The sequence below is a fragment of the Stappia albiluteola genome (genome assembly GCF_014050225.1).
Classification (GTDB): Bacteria; Pseudomonadota; Alphaproteobacteria; order Rhizobiales; family Stappiaceae; genus Hongsoonwoonella; species Hongsoonwoonella albiluteola.
Genome location: NZ_JACFXV010000048.1, coordinates 163,352 through 180,892, shown reverse-complemented (window position 1 = coordinate 180,892; position 17,541 = coordinate 163,352). Strand labels below are relative to the sequence as shown.

The 17,541-nt window shown below is 65.2% G+C and carries 14 protein-coding genes; 13 read left to right on the top strand and 1 reads right to left on the bottom strand.

The window, feature by feature from the left end; translation table 11 throughout:
* The first annotated feature begins 295 nt into the window (after window positions 1-295).
* The 12 genes from tolQ to serA all read left to right on the top strand — a co-directional run bounded on the left by tolQ (window position 296) and on the right by serA (window position 14,972).
* Window positions 296-1,009 (top strand): protein TolQ, encoded by a 714-nt coding sequence (tolQ, locus tag H2509_RS09015; RefSeq protein WP_182164486.1) that lies wholly within the window; start codon window positions 296-298, stop codon window positions 1,007-1,009.
* Between the two features lie 3 nt (window positions 1,010-1,012).
* A complete protein-coding gene (tolR, locus tag H2509_RS09010; protein WP_182164484.1) occupies window positions 1,013-1,459 on the top strand; it encodes a protein TolR in 447 nt (148 codons plus the stop codon).
* Window positions 1,460-1,462: 3 nt separating this feature from the next.
* Window positions 1,463-2,446, top strand: coding sequence for a cell envelope integrity protein TolA (locus H2509_RS09005; RefSeq protein WP_182164482.1), 984 nt, complete (start codon window positions 1,463-1,465; stop codon window positions 2,444-2,446).
* A 61-nt stretch (window positions 2,447-2,507) separates the two neighbouring features.
* A complete protein-coding gene (gene tolB / locus H2509_RS09000; protein WP_182164480.1) occupies window positions 2,508-3,860 on the top strand; it encodes a Tol-Pal system beta propeller repeat protein TolB in 1,353 nt (450 codons plus the stop codon).
* A 162-nt stretch (window positions 3,861-4,022) separates the two neighbouring features.
* Window positions 4,023-4,508, top strand: a complete 486-nt coding sequence (gene pal / locus H2509_RS08995) for a peptidoglycan-associated lipoprotein Pal (RefSeq protein WP_182164478.1) — start codon at window positions 4,023-4,025, stop codon at window positions 4,506-4,508.
* Between the two features lie 293 nt (window positions 4,509-4,801).
* On the top strand, window positions 4,802-5,797 hold the full coding sequence (gene ybgF, locus H2509_RS08990; RefSeq protein ID WP_209001882.1) for a tol-pal system protein YbgF: 996 nt from the start codon (window positions 4,802-4,804) through the stop codon (window positions 5,795-5,797).
* On the top strand, window positions 5,781-7,070 hold the full coding sequence (tilS, locus tag H2509_RS08985) for a tRNA lysidine(34) synthetase TilS (protein ID WP_182164476.1): 1,290 nt from the start codon (window positions 5,781-5,783) through the stop codon (window positions 7,068-7,070). Before ybgF ends, tilS begins: the two co-directional genes overlap by 17 nt.
* 173 nt (window positions 7,071-7,243) lie before the next feature.
* The gene (gene ftsH / locus H2509_RS08980; protein WP_182164474.1) at window positions 7,244-9,172 is read left to right on the top strand and encodes an ATP-dependent zinc metalloprotease FtsH; all 1,929 of its coding nucleotides are present in this window, start codon (window positions 7,244-7,246) and stop codon (window positions 9,170-9,172) included.
* Window positions 9,173-9,396: 224 nt separating this feature from the next.
* Window positions 9,397-10,743, top strand: coding sequence for a phosphoglucosamine mutase (gene glmM, locus H2509_RS08975; RefSeq protein WP_182164472.1), 1,347 nt, complete (start codon window positions 9,397-9,399; stop codon window positions 10,741-10,743).
* 407 nt (window positions 10,744-11,150) lie between these two features.
* Window positions 11,151-11,942, top strand: coding sequence for an outer membrane protein (locus H2509_RS08970; protein WP_182164470.1), 792 nt, complete (start codon window positions 11,151-11,153; stop codon window positions 11,940-11,942).
* Window positions 11,943-12,120: 178 nt separating this feature from the next.
* A complete protein-coding gene (locus H2509_RS08965) occupies window positions 12,121-13,296 on the top strand; it encodes a phosphoserine transaminase (RefSeq protein WP_182164468.1) in 1,176 nt (391 codons plus the stop codon).
* Between the two features lie 89 nt (window positions 13,297-13,385).
* Window positions 13,386-14,972: a phosphoglycerate dehydrogenase gene (serA, locus tag H2509_RS08960; RefSeq protein ID WP_182164466.1), complete on the top strand. Its 1,587-nt coding sequence runs from the start codon at window positions 13,386-13,388 to the stop codon at window positions 14,970-14,972.
* Between the two features lie 43 nt (window positions 14,973-15,015).
* Here serA and H2509_RS08955 read toward each other — a convergent pair whose 3' ends face one another.
* Complete coding sequence (locus H2509_RS08955; RefSeq protein WP_182164464.1) at window positions 15,016-15,918, bottom strand: DMT family transporter; 903 nt, start codon at window positions 15,916-15,918, stop codon at window positions 15,016-15,018.
* Between the two features lie 264 nt (window positions 15,919-16,182).
* Here H2509_RS08955 and H2509_RS08950 point away from each other — a divergent pair, with 264 nt between their 5' ends.
* Complete coding sequence (locus H2509_RS08950) at window positions 16,183-17,472, top strand: adenylosuccinate synthase (protein WP_182164462.1); 1,290 nt, start codon at window positions 16,183-16,185, stop codon at window positions 17,470-17,472.
* Window positions 17,473-17,541 lie beyond the last annotated feature (69 nt).

Here is a 17,541-nt window from a genome sequence, read left to right as displayed (position 1 = left end):
TATTTTGATTTTAACGCGTCCGTAACCCTAACGGGTCATTAATCGTATTTGACCTCAATGCCTTTCGGGGACGGGATCTGCAATATCGACCGCAATTATGTAAGCCGATTTTGCAAGGCCCGGACCTAAGTCCCAGTTTTGCCAGAATCGAGCGTCAGTGAGACGGCGATTGCAGCCATGTGGACGGGCAGCGGTTTTGGGGTTGCCGGTCCGGGGATCGGCTGAAGGCCGGTTAGGCCGAAAAGCCAGCATCCGGCGCCGGGGCGGCCGGATTGGGCAAGAGGTTTGAACATACATGACCACGGTGGAACTCGCGCAGTCGACGGTCGCAGCGGCGGATAGCGATATCTCCTTCTTCTCGCTGTTCCTGCAGGCGCATATCGTCGTCAAGCTGGTGATGATCGGCCTGCTCGCCGCATCGGTGTGGTGCTGGGCGATCATAGTCGACAAATGGTTCCTTTATCTGCGCACCAAACGGCAGATGAACCGCTTCGAGACGGTGTTCTGGTCCGGCCAGTCGCTGGAGGAGCTGTACAAGACGCTCGCCAACCGGGCCAACCATTCCATGGCCGCTCTCTTCGTCGCGGCGATGCGCGAATGGAAGCGCAGCCACGAGACGGCGAAGCCGGCGATCGCCAGCCTGCAGCAGCGCATCGACCGCGTGATGGACGTGACGATCGCGCGCGAGCAGGAGCGGCTGGAAAGCCGCCTGCTGGTGCTGGCGACAGTCGGCTCGGCCGCTCCCTTCATCGGCCTGTTCGGCACGGTGTGGGGCATCATGACCGCGTTCCAGGCGATCGCGGCATCGAAGAACACCAATCTGGCGGTGGTCGCGCCCGGCATCGCCGAGGCGCTGTTTGCTACCGCGCTGGGCCTGCTCGCAGCCATTCCGGCGGTCATCGCCTACAACAAGCTGTCGTCGGATGCGACCAGGCTCTCCGGCCGGATGGAAGGCTTCGCCGACGAGTTTTCCGCCATCCTGTCCCGTCAGATCGACGAGAGGATGTGACCGATGGCGATGCAACTCAACAGTGCCGGGGCTGGCGGAGGCCGCAGGCGTGGCCGCAGGCGCTCGCAGCCGCTGAGCGAGATCAACGTCACGCCTTTCGTCGACGTGATGCTGGTGCTCCTGATCATCTTCATGATCGCGGCCCCGCTGCTGACCGTCGGCGTGCCGATCGATCTGCCGGAGTCCCGGGCCAAGCCGCTCGAGGGCGATACCGAGCCAATCACGATCTCCGTGAGTTCGGGCGGCCAGGTCTACATCCAGGACACTGAAATCGCGGTCGAGGAACTGATCGCCAAGCTGCAGGCGATTGCCGCCAACGGCTATGAGGAGCGCATCTACGTGCGCGGCGACCGGGATTCCGACTACGGCACGATCATGAACGTCATGGGCCGCATCAATGCGGCCGGCTACAAGCGCCTCGGTCTCGTCACCCTTGAGGAGCAGCAATAGCGCATGCGTGCCGGGCTCATCGCGTCCACTGTCGGCCATCTGGCCATTCTGCTTTGGGGGGTAATCGCCTTCCCGGACGCGCGCCCGTTCGATGTGCCCCCGGTGGACAGCCTGCCGGTCGATCTCGTGCCGATCTCCGATCTCACCAAACTGAGGAAGGGCGAGAAAACGGCGGAACTGCGCGAGGAAGAGGCGCCGAAGCCGACGGAAAAGAAGGCCGAGGCGCCACAGCCCGACGCCAAGACCGGCGACGCGAAAAAGGAACAGCCGACGCCATCGGTTCCGGAAGCCAAGAACCAGCCCTCCAAGGCCCAGCCGACGCCCGCCCCGACGCCGCCGGCCCAGAAGACGCCGGAGCCGCCCGCACCCAAGGAGGTCGCCGAGCCTCAGCCGGCACCCCAGCCCGCGCCCGCGCCGGTCGCTGAAAAGGCTCCGACGCCGGAGCCGCAGAAGGTGGAGGAAGCACCTAAGGTGGCCGAGGCAACGCCGGTCAAGGTGACACCGCGTTCCAAGCCGACGCCGCCCAAGCGCACCCAGACCGCGCGCACGGAAGAAAAGAAGAAGGACTTCGACACGACCGACATCGCCGCGCTGCTCAACAAGGTCGACCCTTCGGGCGGCGGCACGCAGGCCTCCTCCACGCCGGCTTCGCTCGGCAGCGACAAGGGCCAGTCCAACGTGCAGATGACCCAGTCGGAACTCGACGCGCTGCGCGGTCAAATCGCCCGATGCTGGAACCCGCCGGTGGGCGCGGCCGGCGCCGACGACCTGAACGTCCGGCTGAAGGTCTCCTTCACCCAGGGTGGCGATGTGGACCAGTTGCCGCAGGTGATGAATTCCAGCGGCAACCCGTCCTTCGGCATCGCCGCCGAAAGCGCCAAGCGCGCTGTGCTGCGCTGCGCCCCGTATTCCCTGCCGGTCGCCAAATACGACGCCTGGCGGGAAGTCATCATCAATTTCGATCCGCGCGAACTGTTGGGCGGTTAGCCCGCGCGGAGGGGCGGCTCCCAACCGCCCGCATCCAGACCGAACAAGGGAGTTCCGTTTCATGTTGCTTCCGGTGAAGGCTCGCATATCGGCGGTCGCCGGCCATGTCAGGGCCGCGGCCGCGGCCTTCCTGCTGGCCGCTGCCTGCCTGGGCGCCACCCCGGCGGCCGCGCTCGTCGAGATCGACATCACGCAGGGCACCGTCGAACCGTTGCCCATCGCCCTGCCGGCCTTCGGCGGCGGCGGGGCCTCCGACAAGCTGGCGCGCGACATCAGCGACGTGATCACCTCCGATCTGCAGCGCTCGGGGCTGTTTCGTCCGCTCGATCCGGCCAGCTTCATCGAGCAGGGCCTCTCCGTCAGCGCGGTACCGAATTTCGGTTCTTGGCGGCCGATCGGCGCGCAGGCGCTGGTGGTCGGCGGCGTGACCCAGCAGCCGGACGGCCGCCTTCGCGCCGACTTCCGCCTCTGGGACGTGTTCGCCGGCGAGCAAATGCTCGGCCAGCAGTTCTACACGACGCCGGACCAGTGGCGCCGGCTTGCCCATATCATCGCCGATGCGATCTACGAGCGGCTGACGGGCGAGAAGGGCTATTTCGACACCCGCGTCGTCTTCGTCGCCGAGGGCGGGCCGAAGGACAAGCGCGTCAAGCGGCTGGCGATCATGGACCAGGACGGCGCCAACCTGCGCTACCTGACCAACGGCGAAACGCTGGTGCTGACCCCGCGCTTCTCGCCGACCCGGCAGGAAGTCACCTACATGTCCTATGAGGGCGTCGATCCGGCGGTCTACCTGCTCAATATCGAGACGGGCCAGCGTGAGGTGGTTGGCAACTTTCCCGGCATGACCTTCGCGCCGCGCTTCTCGCCCGACGGGCAGAAGGTGGTGATGAGCCTGCAGCAGGGCGGCAATGCCAACATCTACGAGATGGACCTGCGCTCGCGCCGCACTACGCGGCTTTCCAACACGCCCGCCATCGACACCAGCCCGTCCTTTTCTCCGGACGGCTCGCAGATCGTGTTCGAGTCCGACCGCGGCGGCACCCAGCAGCTCTACACGATGAACGCGGACGGCTCGAACCCGCAGCGCATCAGCTTCGGGCCCGGCCGCTATTCGACGCCGGTATGGTCGCCGCGCGGCGACCTGATCGCCTTCACCAAGCAGAACCAGGGTCGCTTCATGATTGGTGTGATGAAACCGGACGGTTCGGGCGAACGCATCCTGACGGAGGGCTATCACAACGAAGGCCCGGCCTGGGCGCCGAACGGCCGCGTGCTGGTGTTCTTCCGCGACACGCCGGGCAACAACGGCGGACCGCAGCTGTGGACGGTGGACCTGACGGGCTACAACGAGCAGCGCATCGACACGCCCGCCTTCGCGTCCGATCCGGCATGGTCGCCCTTGCTGGATTGACGAAGAGGAACTAAACGGCGGCTGCGGAATTTTCGCGCGATCCTCCCCGCTCCGCGACAATTTACCAGCCGTTTACCAAGTTTGAGAACGCCGATTTAACCAGTTTTGGCTATCAACGGTTTACCCTGTCGGGGGACGCAGGGGAGCAGGAGTAGAGATTTGATGATGAACATGGGTACGGTCGCCCGCAGCTTTCGTTTTGCTGCCGTTCTGGCGACGGGATTGACGCTGGCAGCCTGCGCGCAAAACAAGCAGGACGGCCTTACCAACAACGCAGTGCCGGGCTCCGGGCAGGACTTCGTCGTCAATGTCGGCGACAGGGTTTATTTCTCCGAGGACCAGTCCACGCTCTCCGCGCAGGCCAGGGGCACTCTGGACAAGCAGGCCCAGTGGCTGAACCGCTACGGCAAGTACACGGTTACGATCGAAGGCCATGCCGACGAGCGCGGCACGCGCCAGTACAACATCGCCCTTGGCGCCCGCCGCGCCAACGCGGTGCGCGACTATCTCGTTTCGCGCGGTGTTTCGGGCGAGCGCCTGCGGACGATCTCCTATGGCAAGGAACGTCCGGTCGCCGTTTGCAACGACGAGTCCTGCTGGACGCAGAACCGCCGCGCCGTCACCGTGCTGAACAACGCCAGCAGCTGACGTTTCGCAGCTCGAAAACGCTAGAAAGCCGGCGGCGGAGACGCTGCCGGCTTTTTGCCGTCCGGAGCGCGGGGCGCAAGGCTTCGTCGCCGCGCGTCCGTCGAAGGGGGCGATGCGGAACGCCAAATTTTGGCCGAACTCTCGGCGCCCTGTGCTAATAGACCGTTCGGGAGCCCGGACGGTCTGCGGACTATCGATCCGCGAGCTTTGAAACACGGGCAAACCCTTGACGCCGCAGGCTCGATAAAGCGACGGCAAATACCAATCCGGTCCGGGGCAATCGGAGGAGGTCCATGATTTCTGGAAGAATTTTCGCGGCTGCCATGGTGATCGCGGCCGGCCTTGCGGCGTTTTCCGCGCCAGCCGCCGCGCAGCTTTTCGGCGGCGGCAAGTCGGACGCCGAGACCAATGTCCGCCTGAACGACGTGGAAGACAACATGCGCCGGCTGACCGGCCAGGTCGAGGAACTGAGCAATCAGATCCGCGTGCTGCAGGATCAGATCCGCCGCATGCAGGAAGACAACGAATATCGCCTGCAGCAGCTTGAGGCAGGCGGCGGCGGAACCGGCAAGCGTTCGGACGCGGCTCCGGCGACGACCGGTTCGGCGCCGCAGGCGCAGGGAGGCAGCGCGCAGCTCGGCGCGCCGCCCTCCACCCTCGGCACGCTGGACGGCAGCTACGGCGCCGCCGGCGCGCCGGAAGGCTCGGGCGACGCGGAATTCGGACAGGCGGGCGGCTATGAGAATGGCAGCGGCCCGCTCGATCTTTCCGCCCTTGCGCGCGGCGGCGAGGCGACCCGGGGGACCGATGGCGGCGAAGGCGCCGCCCCTCCCGGCGTCCGGGGCGCGGAGAATGCAGGAAGCGACCCGATCGGCAACCAGGTTGCCGCTGCCGATCCGCTCGGCGATCCGCGCGTGGCCTATGACGATGCCTATCGCCTCATGCTGTCTGGCGACTATCCGGCCGCACAGGCGGGCTTCGGCCTTTTCCTGACCGATTTTCCCGATCACGAGCTGGCCGGCAACGCCCAGTTCTGGCTTGGCGAGACCTATTACGCGCAGCGCCGCTACCGCGACGCGGCGGACGCTTTCCTGAAGAGCTATACCGACTATCCCGGCAGTTCCAAGGTGACCGACAGCCTGCTCAAGCTCGGCCTGTCGCTGAAGGGGATCGGCGAGCGCGACGCAGCCTGCGCCACCTTCTCCGAACTGCTGTCGAAATATCCGAGCGCTCCGGCCGCCGTGCGCTCCGAGGCGCAGGCCGAACAGCAGCGTGCCGGCTGCTCCTGATACCGTTGCGCCGCTCGGCGACAGGGAGGCGGATGCGCTGTTTGCGCCGCTTTCAGGCTATTCCCGCCTGGCGATCGGTGTTTCCGGCGGCGCGGATTCGACCGCCCTGCTATATCTTCTCCACCGCTGGGGGCAGAGGCGGCAGGACTCTCCCGCGTTGACGGCACTGACCGTTGATCACGGCCTTCGCCCCGAAGCCGAACGCGAGGCGCAGGCGGTGGCTGCCTATTGTGCCGGGCTTGGCATTCCCCACATGACGCTGCGCTGGGGCGGCGACAAGCCGCAATCCGGCATCCAGGCCAAGGCGCGGGCCGCCCGGCGCTGGCTGATGAGCGACGCTGCGCGCGACGTGGGCGCGCAGGCCCTGGTGCTGGCCCATCACCTCGACGACCAGGCGGAAACCTTCCTCATTCGCCTCACGCATGGCAGCCAGATCTTCGGTCTTGCCGGCATGCGTGCGCACTCTTCCTGGTACGGGTTGCCGGTGCTGCGGCCCTTTCTCGGCATTCCGAAGGCGCGGCTCGTGGCGATGTTGCGGGACGCCGGCATCGCCTGGTGCGAGGATCCGTCCAACGAGGACCCGGGCTATGAGCGCGTCCGTTTCCGCAAGCTGATGCCGGCTCTTGCCCGCGAGGGACTGACGGCCGATCGCCTGGCGCGGGCCGCGCATCTCTTCGGGCGGATGGCGGATGCCGTCGATGCCCGCGTGACAAGGGTGCTGGAACGCGCCGAGTTCCACGCGGCGGGTCCGGTGCGGCTGAAGGTTACGGATGTCTCCGCGCTTCCGGAGGATCTGCGCTACCGCCTGCTTGCCCGCCTGATCCGTGCGGCATCGGGCAGCGACTACATGCCCGCGCATGAAAAGCTCGTGCGGGCGGCGGCCGGCCTCCTGGCCTTGCCCGGAGCCAAACGCACGCTCGGCGGCGCGGTGATCGCGCGAAAGGGCGATTTCCTCTTTGTCTGGCGGGAAGCGGGGCGCGAGGGGATCGAACCCGTCGAAATCGGCGAAGAGGCGAAAGCGGCACGCGCCGTTTTCGATGACCGCTATCTGGTCGAGGCGGGAAAGAGTTGCCGGCTGCGGGTGGCGCCGCTCGGCAAGGGCGGCCTGAAGCGGCTGGACCTGAAGCCGCCCGCTGGCTGGCCGGCGGCGGCCTTCGAGGCCGCGCCATTGATCCTTTTCGGGGACGGCGACGTCCGCGTACCGGGCTTTTGCGGATGCGGCCTGCCGGAGGGTTGTTCTATTCTGTCCCTGCAATCGCCCCTGCAACCCTGAAGCGGCAAAAAAGCCTTTCTGCGTGCACAGATACGCGCAAGCGTTTAACAAAATGGAGAGGGCGGTGTGACAACTTGGCCTCAGGCCTTGGCAGCGTGCGGCCGGAAACCTATGTTGCAGGCTATGCCCGCTCTCCGCATTTGACCGTCGCAGCGAGCGGCGAAGGGAACCAGATGAACGCAAACTTCCGCAATTTCGCGCTTTGGGTGATCATCGGCCTGCTGCTGATCGCCCTGTTCCAGCTTTTCCAGGGGCCTGGACAAAGAAGCGCCAGCAACGAGATCCCGTTTTCCCAGTTCCTGAACCAGGCGGAGCAGGGCGATGTGCGGGAGGTTACCATCCAGGGCCAGCAGGTAACGGGCCGCACCAGCAATGGCGGCACGTTCCAGACTTATGCGCCTGAAAATGCCGGCGAATACGTGGAGCTGCTGCGCACGAAAGGCGTGCTGATCACCGCGCGGCCCCCGACGGAGAATTTCTCGCTCCTCGGCGCGCTGGTATCGTGGTTCCCGATGCTCATCATTCTCGGCATCTGGATCTTCGTGATGCGCCAGATGCAGGGCTCCGGCGGCAAGGCGATGGGCTTCGGCAAGTCCAAGGCCAAGCTGCTGACGGAGGCCCATGGCCGCGTCACCTTCGACGACGTGGCCGGCATCGACGAGGCCAAGGAAGATTTGCAGGAGATCGTGGAATTCCTGCGCGACCCTCAGAAGTTCCAGCGGCTCGGCGGGCGCATCCCGCGCGGCGTGCTGCTGGTCGGCCCTCCGGGCACCGGCAAGACGCTGACGGCGCGTGCGGTCGCGGGTGAGGCGAACGTACCCTTCTTCACCATTTCCGGCTCGGATTTCGTGGAAATGTTCGTGGGCGTCGGCGCCAGCCGCGTGCGCGACATGTTCGAGCAGGCCAAGAAGAACGCCCCCTGCATCATCTTCATCGACGAGATCGATGCCGTCGGCCGCCATCGTGGCGCGGGCCTCGGCGGCGGCAACGACGAGCGCGAGCAGACGCTCAACCAGCTCCTCGTCGAGATGGACGGCTTCGAGCCGAACGAGGGCATCATCATCATCGCGGCGACCAACCGTCCGGACGTGCTCGATCCGGCGCTGCTTCGCCCGGGTCGCTTCGACCGGCAGATCGTGGTGCCGAACCCGGACGTCGTCGGCCGCGAGAAGATCCTCAAGGTCCACATGCGCAAGGTGCCGCTGGCGCCGGACGTCAATGTGCGCACGTTGGCGCGCGGCACGCCCGGTTTCTCGGGCGCCGACCTCATGAACCTCGTCAACGAGGCGGCCCTGCTGGCGGCCCGGCGCGGCAAGCGTCTGGTGACCATGCAGGAATTCGAGGACGCCAAGGACAAGGTGATGATGGGCGCGGAGCGCCGTACGCTCGTCATGACGGAAGAGGAAAAGCGGCTGACCGCCTATCACGAGGCCGGCCACGCGCTGGTGGCGCTGCATATGCCGGCGTCCGACCCAATCCACAAGGCGACGATCATCCCGCGCGGCCGTGCGCTCGGTATGGTCATGCGTCTGCCGGAAAAGGACCAGGTCTCGCTCACGCGCGGCAAGTGCAAGGCCGATCTGGCGGTGGCCATGGGCGGCCGCGTCGCCGAGGAGATGATCTTCGGTTACGAGAAGGTCACCTCGGGCGCGTCCGGCGACATCCAGATGGCGACCAAGCTGGCGCGCGCCATGGCAACGCAGTTCGGCATGTCCGACAAGCTGGGACCGCTGCTTTACGGCGAGAACCAGGAAGAGGTGTTCCTCGGCCATTCCGTCGCCAAGCATCAGACCGTCTCCGACGAGACGCAGAAGATCGTCGACGCGGAGATCAAGGCCTTCGTCAATCAGGGCTACGAGACGGCCAAGCGCGTGCTGACCGAGCATGAGGACCAGCTCCACACCATCGCCAACGGCCTGCTCGAATACGAGACGCTGTCGGGCGAGGAGATCAAGGACCTGCTCAACGGCAAGCCGCCGGTGCGCGAATCCGACGACGACCAGCCGACGGCCCGCGCTTCCGCCGTGCCGAAGACCGGCGTCAAGCGCGGCGGCGAGGGCGACGCGCCGTCCGGCGGCATGGAGCCCCAGCCGCAGTCCTGATATCGAAATCCAGATATCGTCAGGCATCGCAAAATTGCAGACACCCGGCCTTGGAAAAGGCCGGGTGTTTTCGTAACAACCGCACACAATTATTGAACAATTCGCAACGCTATCGGGTGTAAAACACGACAGTGAGGGCGAATGACGATTCCCGGCGCGCAGCGACAGGCCGCGCAGCCCGGTGAGGCTCGGATTACGAATACAAGACTGATTACGGATAGAAGATGGTACGCAAGCTTTTTGGAACCGACGGTATTCGCGGTGAGGCCAATCGCTGGCCGATGACGCCCGATATCGCCCTCAAGGTGGGCATGGCGGCGGGTCTCGCCTTCCGCAACGGTGGCCATCGTCACCGGGTGGTGATCGGCAAGGACACGCGCCTTTCCGGCTACATGATCGAAAATGCGCTGGTGGCCGGCTTCACCGCCGTCGGCATGGACGTGTTCCTGCTGGGACCGATGCCCACGCCAGCCGTCGCGATGCTGACCCGCTCGCTGAGGTGCGACCTTGGCGTCATGATCTCGGCCTCGCACAACCCCTTTGCCGACAACGGCATCAAGTTCTTCGGCCCCGACGGCTTCAAGCTGTCCGACGAGGTTGAAGCCCGGATCGAGGCGCTGATGGAAAGCGACCTTGCCTCCCGCCTGTCGCGGGCCGACAAGCTCGGCCGCGCCAAGCGCGTCGACGGCGAGCAGGCGCGCTACGTCGAATTCGCCAAGCGCACCCTGCCGCGCGACATGAGCCTGGAAGGCCTTCGCATTGCCATCGATTGCGCCAATGGCGCGGCCTACAAGGTCGCCCCGCAGGCGCTGTGGGAGCTGGGCGCGGAAGTCTGCTCGCTCGGCGTGTCGCCGGACGGCCTCAACATCAACAAGGATTGCGGCTCGACTTCGGTCGACGCCCTGTGCCGCAAGGTGCATGAAGTGCGCGCCGATATCGGCATCGCGCTCGACGGCGACGCCGACCGGGTGATCATCGTCGACGAAAAGGGGCAGACGGTCGATGGCGACCAGTTGATGGCCGTCGTCGCCCAGTCCTGGCAGGAGGATGGCCGGCTCGCCGCCTCTGGCATCGTCGCCACGGTGATGTCCAATCTGGGGCTGGAGCGCTATCTCGGCGGTCTCGGGTTGCAGCTTGCCCGCACCAAGGTCGGCGACCGCTATGTGGTGGAACACATGCGCGAACACGGCTTCAATGTCGGCGGCGAACAGTCCGGCCATATCGTGCTGGCCGATTTCGCGACCACCGGCGACGGGCTCGTCGCCGCCCTTCAGGTGCTCGCCTGTGTCAAGCGGCTCGATCGGCCGGTCTCGGAGGTCTGCCGCCGCTTCGATCCGGTGCCGCAGATCCTGAAGAACGTGCGTTATCGCTCTGGCAAGCCGCTCGAGGACGCACAGGTCCAGGCGGCGATCGAGGAAGGGCGCAGGAAGCTCGGCGATACGGGCCGCCTCGTCATCCGAGCCTCCGGCACCGAGCCGCTGATCCGAGTGATGGGCGAGGCGGATAACGAGGATCTGCTGGCCGGCGTCGTGGACGATATCGTCGCCGCCGTCAGCAAGGTCGCGGCCTGACGCGGCTGCCCTCCCGGTTTACGTCGTCAACCCGGACCGCGTGCGCGGCAGCGCATCGCGTGATCCGGGTCCAGATATCAGTCGCTCTACGCGCGTCTCTGACGAGAAGAAGGTGCGGGTTTCGCCCGCGCTGATTTCTCGGTACTGGCGCTTTTGCGGCCGCAGGCCAGCATGGCCGCCAGGTGCGGGAGTCGCTCCTTTCCCTGCGGGAGTCGGAAGCAGGATGCACAGTATTATGATTTCATTAACCACGTTATTGAGATTTAAACTTTTCGTTAAGGTAAAAAATCACGGTTAAAGAATACGGTTAAGTCTAACTTAAAACTTTTCGCCAATTCTGTCCTCGTGTTTTGAGTGGCGTATCCGTCAAATCTATTGCGCGGGCGCCGAGTATGAGGAACGGGGACATGGGCAGCATTTTCAGAAAACTGTCTCTGGCCGGCGTCGCGACGGTTTTCTCGACCGCCGCCCTTGCGGCAGACCTGCCGGCACCGGTCATCGAACATATTCCGCAAGTGCCGGTGGTCACCGGCGGCTGGTACCTGCGCGGCGACATCGGCTACAAGATCTACCAGGATCCCGATGTGTCCTACAGCAGCATCGAGTTTCAGAACGAGAGCCTGGACGATACTGCTGTGATCGGCATCGGCGTCGGTTATCGCTTCAACGAATACTTCCGGTCCGACGTGACGCTCGACTACGAATTCCAGTCGAATTTTGAAGGCAACGCTCCTTGCGCCACCTGCGGCGTCGGCGGAACAGCCTCCTCTTCCACCGAAACGGCGGATATCGATGTCTGGACCGTCCTGTGGAATGCCTATTTCGATCTCGGCACCTGGAACAATTTCACGCCCTATGTCGGCGGCGGCATCGGTGCGTCCTACGTGAATGTCGACGGTATTCGCTTCTCCAATCCGGACGGCAGCTCCGGCGCTTATCCCGGCGACGGCCACTGGAGCTTCTCGTGGGCTCTGATGGCGGGCGCATCCTACGCCTTCAATCCGAACCTGTCGCTCGACGCCGGCTATCGCTACCTGAACATCGGTGACGGCTATTCGGAAACCTTCAGCACCGCCGGTGCAACGGCCAAGATCAAATACGAAGACCTGCAGGCGCACGAGATCCGCGTCGGGCTTCGATATACGTTTGACAGCGCGCCGGCCTATCTGCCGGTTGAGCCGATCGTCACCAAGTACTGAGCACCGGAGCGATCCGGGAGCGAAGGGCCGGCGCCATCCGCCGGCCCTTTTTGTTTGCCTTGCGTTCGGCCGGCGTGCGGATACTCCGAATCCGCTTGACGCTTCCGGGGCGATGCCGTAGCCCGGTCAGTGGGACACCCCTCCCCAACGAGGGGCTTCTATCTGGAAGGGTAGGCATATGACGACGCCAAACGAGCCGGCCGTGAAGCCGGCGAATCCCCATTTTTCATCCGGCCCCTGCGCCAAGCGTCCCGGCTGGACGCTGGAAGCGCTGAGCGATGCCTCGCTCGGCCGGTCTCATCGTGCCAAGCAGGGCAAGGCCAAGCTCGCCGAAGCGATCGAGCTGACGCGCGAGGTGCTGCAGGTGCCCGCCGACTACCGGATCGGCATCGTGCCGGCCTCCGACACCGGCGCCGTCGAAATGGCGCTGTGGTCGCTGCTCGGCGCGCGGCCTGTCGACATGCTGGCCTGGGAGAGCTTCGGTTCGGGCTGGGTGACCGACGTGGTCAAGCAGCTGAAGCTCGACAATGTTCGCCGGCTGGAAGCGCCTTATGGCGCGCTCCCGGATCTCTCGGCGGTCGACTTCTCCCACGACGTCGTCTTCACCTGGAACGGCACGACTTCAGGCGTGCGGGTGCCGAATGGCGACTGGATCCCGGCCGATCGCCAAGGCCTGACCATCTGCGACGCCACCTCGGCGGCCTTCGCGCAGGCGCTCGATTTCTCGAAGCTCGACGTCGTCACCTTCTCCTGGCAGAAGGTGCTGGGCGGCGAGGCAGCGCACGGCATGCTGATCCTGTCGCCGCGCGCGGTGGAGCGGCTCGAGAGCTACCAGCCGGCCTGGCCGCTGCCGAAGATCTTCCGCCTGACCAAGGGCGGCAAGCTGATCGAGGGCATCTTCAAGGGCGAGACCATCAACACGCCCTCCATGCTGTGCGTGGAAGACTATCTCGACGCCCTGAAATGGGCGAAGTCGATCGGCGGACTTTCCGCCCTGATCGGCAGGGCCGACGCCAATGCCGGGACGATCGCCGACTGGGTGGCGCGGGCCGACTGGGTCGATTTCCTGGCCACGGATCCCGCGACCCGCTCCAACACCTCCGTCTGCCTGAAGATCGTCGACGGCGAGGTGACCGCACTCGACGAAGCTGCGCAGGCCGCCTTCGCCAAGGCGATCGCAAGCCGGCTCGAGGCGGCGGGTGTTGCCTATGACATCGGCGCCTATCGCGATGCCCCGTCGGGCTTCCGCATCTGGTGCGGGGCGACGGTGGAGACCTCGGACATCGCCGCGCTTACGGCATGGTTCGACTGGGCCTTCGCCGCGGAAAAGGCGAAGCTGAAGGCTGCCGCCTGACACTTCCCGCAAGATTTCGAGGCTGAGCTGCGGCAGGACGCGTTCCTGCCGGGCGTGGCCGATACCGAACAGATTTTCCGGAGGCCCACATGGCTCCCAAGGTTCTGATTTCCGACAAGCTTTCGCCCGAAGCCGTGCAGATCTTCAAGGATCGCGGCATCGACGTGGACTTCATGCCCGATCTCGGCAAGGACAAGGAAAAGCTTGCTGCCGTCATCGGCAATTACGACGGCCTCGCCATCCGCTCCGCGACCAAGGTGACGGAAAAGATCATCGCCGGTGCCGAAAGGCTGAAGGTGATCGGCCGCGCCGGCATCGGCGTCGACAATGTCGACGTGGCGGCGGCAACCGCCAGGGGCATCATCGTGATGAACACGCCCTTCGGCAACGCCATCACCACAGCCGAGCATGCGATCGCGATGATGTTCGCCGCCGCCCGCCAGATCCCGGAGGCCAACGCCTCCACCCAGGCCGGCAAGTGGGAGAAGTCGCGCTTCATCGGCACCGAGATCACGTCAAAGACGCTCGGCCTGATCGGTTGCGGCAATATCGGTTCCATCGTTGCTGACCGGGCGCTCGGCCTGAAAATGAAGGTCGTCGCCTACGACCCGTTCCTGTCGGTGGAGCGGGCGCAGGATATCGGCGTGGAGAAGGTGGAGCTCGACGAACTGTTCCGCCGTGCCGACTTCGTCACGCTGCACGTGCCGATGACCGACAAGACGCGCAACATCATCAATGCCGATGCGATCGCGAAGATGAAGGAGGGCGTCTACATCATCAATTGCGCGCGCGGCGGGCTGGTCGACGAGGTAGCTCTGAGGGCGGCGCTGGACAGCGGCAAGGTGAAGGGGGCGGCCTTCGACGTCTTCTCCGTGGAGCCGGCAACCGAGAACGTGCTGTTCGGCGCGCCGAACCTGGTGTGCACGCCGCATCTGGGCGCATCGACCATGGAAGCGCAGGAAAACGTCGCGCTGCAGGTCGCCGAGCAGATGTCCGACTATCTTCTGCATGGCGCGGTCACCAACGCCATCAACATGCCGTCGATCTCGGCGGAGGAAGCGCCGAAACTGACGCCCTTCGTGAAGCTTGCCGAGCAGCTCGGCTCCTTCGCCGGGCAGCTGACGGAGACCGGCGTCAACACCATCCGCCTGGAATATGAGGGCGAGGTGGCGGAAATGAACGTCAAGGCGCTGACGGCGGCGGCGCTCACCGGATTCCTGCGGCCGCTGTTGCAGACGGTCAACATGGTGTCGGCTCCGTCGCTGGCGCGCGAGCGCGGCATCCACGTGGAGGATGTGCGCCGCGAGCAGCAGGGCGCCTACGAGAACTACATCCGCCTGACGGTGATCACCGACCGGCAGGAGCGTTCGGTCGCCGGCACCGTGTTCGCCGACGGCAAGCCGCGCATCATCCAGGTGAAGGGCATCAACATGGAAGCTGAACTCGGCGCCCACATGCTCTACGTCACCAACGAAGACAAGCCGGGCTTCATCGGCCATCTGGGCATGGTGCTGGGCGAGGCGGGGGTCAATATCGCCACCTTCAACCTGGGCCGCCTGGCGCCGGGCCAGGATGCGATCTGCCTTGTCGAAGTCGACGGCGAGGTGCCGCAGCCGGTCATCGACCGCGTGCTGGCGCACCCGCATGTCAAGCAGGTGAAGCCGTTGAGCTTCTGACGAAACATCGAAAGCCCCGGTCCCTCGGCCGGGGCTTTTCGTTTCAGCGGGCAGTGGAACGCCTTGGCAGGAACCGCAGGACGCGCCCGTCGAGGATCAGAAGACCGAAGAGCAGCACCGCGAGACCCGCGGCTTCGTGCGGGCCGAGCGTCTCGCCAAGGACGACCGCGCCCATCAAGGTGGCGCTGAGCGGAATGAGCAGGGTGACCAGCGAGGCGTTGGTGGCACCGGCTTCCGTCAGCAGGCGGAAATAGAGCAGGTACGCGATGCCGGTCGACAGCACGCCAAGTGCTGCGACATTGGCAAGCGCGACGGAACTGGTGGCGGCCAGCGAAAAGTCTCCCGCCTGCCACAGTGCCAACGGCAGCATCAGCACGCTGGAGCCGGTGAGCTGGCCGGCTGCGGCCACCATGGTCGGCACGCCACGGAAGCGGCGGGCGAAAGCGGCGGCAAAGGCGTAGGAGAGGGCGGCGCCCAGGCAGGCAAGCTCGGCCCAGACGGGATCGCCGCCCAATCCGGCAAGCCCCGGCGACAGCATCACCACCACGCCGCCGAAGCCGATGGCGATGCCGGCGATGCGCCGGACGCTCAGCGCTTCCTGGCGGAACAGGGCGGCGGCCACAATCACTGTGAAGATCGGCGTCGTGGCGTTGAGGATCGAGGCGAGGCTTGCCGAGAGCACGGTCTGGCCCCAAAAGATCAGCGAGAAGGGGACGGCGTTGTTGAGCAGGCCCATGACGAGGAAGCTCAAGATCAGCGACGGCTTCAGCGGAAAGCGGTGACCGGCAAGGCGGAGCGCCACATGCAACGTGGCCGCGCCGATGACAACGCGCAGGAATACCAGCATCAGGGGCGGGATTTCCGCCACCGCCACCTTGGCGAAGAGGAAGGTGCCGCCCCAGATGAAGGACAGCACGGTCAGCATGAGCCAGTGAAGGGCGGACATGGGATTTCCTGCGCAGGCGTGATCGATATTGCCGCCGAACCTAGCTGCGGGAGGTGCCAGGCGACACCCGTTTTGCGATGAGGCGGAAATGCGCGAAAATGAGCCGCGCGACGGCGCTGAAAAAGCCTGTCGAAGGGGTCGAAATCGCGGAGACTTGTCGCTATAGTCCGCCGCGTTTGCCCTGGCCGCCGGTCGGGGCTTTGCGTGTCGGCAAGCCCGCCGGCGCCACGCATCCGGATAATGCTGCAAGCAGGGTGAAGCTTCATGGCCAATGTCGTCGTCGTCGGTTCGCAATGGGGTGACGAGGGGAAGGGCAAGATCGTCGACTGGCTCTCCGAGCAGGCCGACGTCGTTGTCCGTTTCCAGGGCGGCCATAACGCGGGCCATACGTTGGTCATCGACGGTGTCAGCTACAAGCTGTCGCTGCTTCCCTCCGGCGTGGTGCGCGGCAAGCTCTCCGTCATCGGCAACGGCGTCGTCATAGACCCGCATGCGCTGGTTGCCGAAATGGGCCGGCTGGCCGAGCAGGGCGTTAGCGTTTCGCCGCAGACGCTGAAGATCGCCGACAACGCCACGCTGATTCTGTCGCTGCACCGGGAACTCGATGCGTTGCGCGAATCCGCCGCCGCCGGCACCAAGATCGGCACCACCAAGCGCGGCATCGGACCGGCCTATGAGGACAAGGTCGGCCGGCGCGCGATCCGGGTGATGGATCTCGCCAACCTGCAGACGCTGCCGGCCAAGATCGACCGCATGCTTGCGCACCACAACGCGTTGCGCCGTGGCCTGGGCGAACCGGAAATCGAAGCTTCCGCCATCTACGACGAACTGGCGAGCGTTGCCGACAAGGTGCTGCCTTTCATGGATACGGTCTGGTCGCTGCTCGACCAGCGCCGCCGCGCGGGCGACCGCATCCTGTTCGAGGGAGCGCAGGGCGCGCTGCTCGACATCGACCACGGAACCTATCCCTTCGTTACCTCGTCCAACACGGTCGCGGGGCAGGCGGCGACCGGTTCGGGCCTCGGGCCGGGCGCGGTGAGCTATGTGCTGGGCATCACCAAGGCCTATACGACGCGGGTCGGTGAAGGGCCTTTCCCGAGCGAGCAGGACAATGAGGTCGGCGATTTCCTGGGCACGCGCGGCCACGAATTTGGCACCGTGACGGGCCGCAAGCGCCGCTGCGGCTGGTTTGATTCCGTGCTTGTGCGCCAGACCGTCTCGACGAGCGGCATCAACGGCATTGCCTTGACCAAACTCGACGTGCTGGACGGGCTGGACGAGATCAGGATCTGCGTTGCCTACGAACTCGACGGCAAGCGGATCGAGCATTTGCCCGCCTCGCAGGGCGAACAGGCGCGGGTGAAGCCGATTTACGAGACGCTGCCCGGCTGGAAGGAATCGACCAAGGGCGCCCGCAGCTGGGCCGAATTGCCGGCGCAGGCGGTGAAATATGTCCGTTATGTCGAAGAACTGATCGGCGCGCCGGTCACAATGCTGTCCACGAGCCCGGAACGCGACGACACGATCCTTGTCCAGAATCCGTTTCAGGATTAAGGCTTAAGGCTCGCGTTCAGGCGAAAGAAACGGTTCGGCGGGCGTGAAACCGTCTGCCGTGCCATCCGA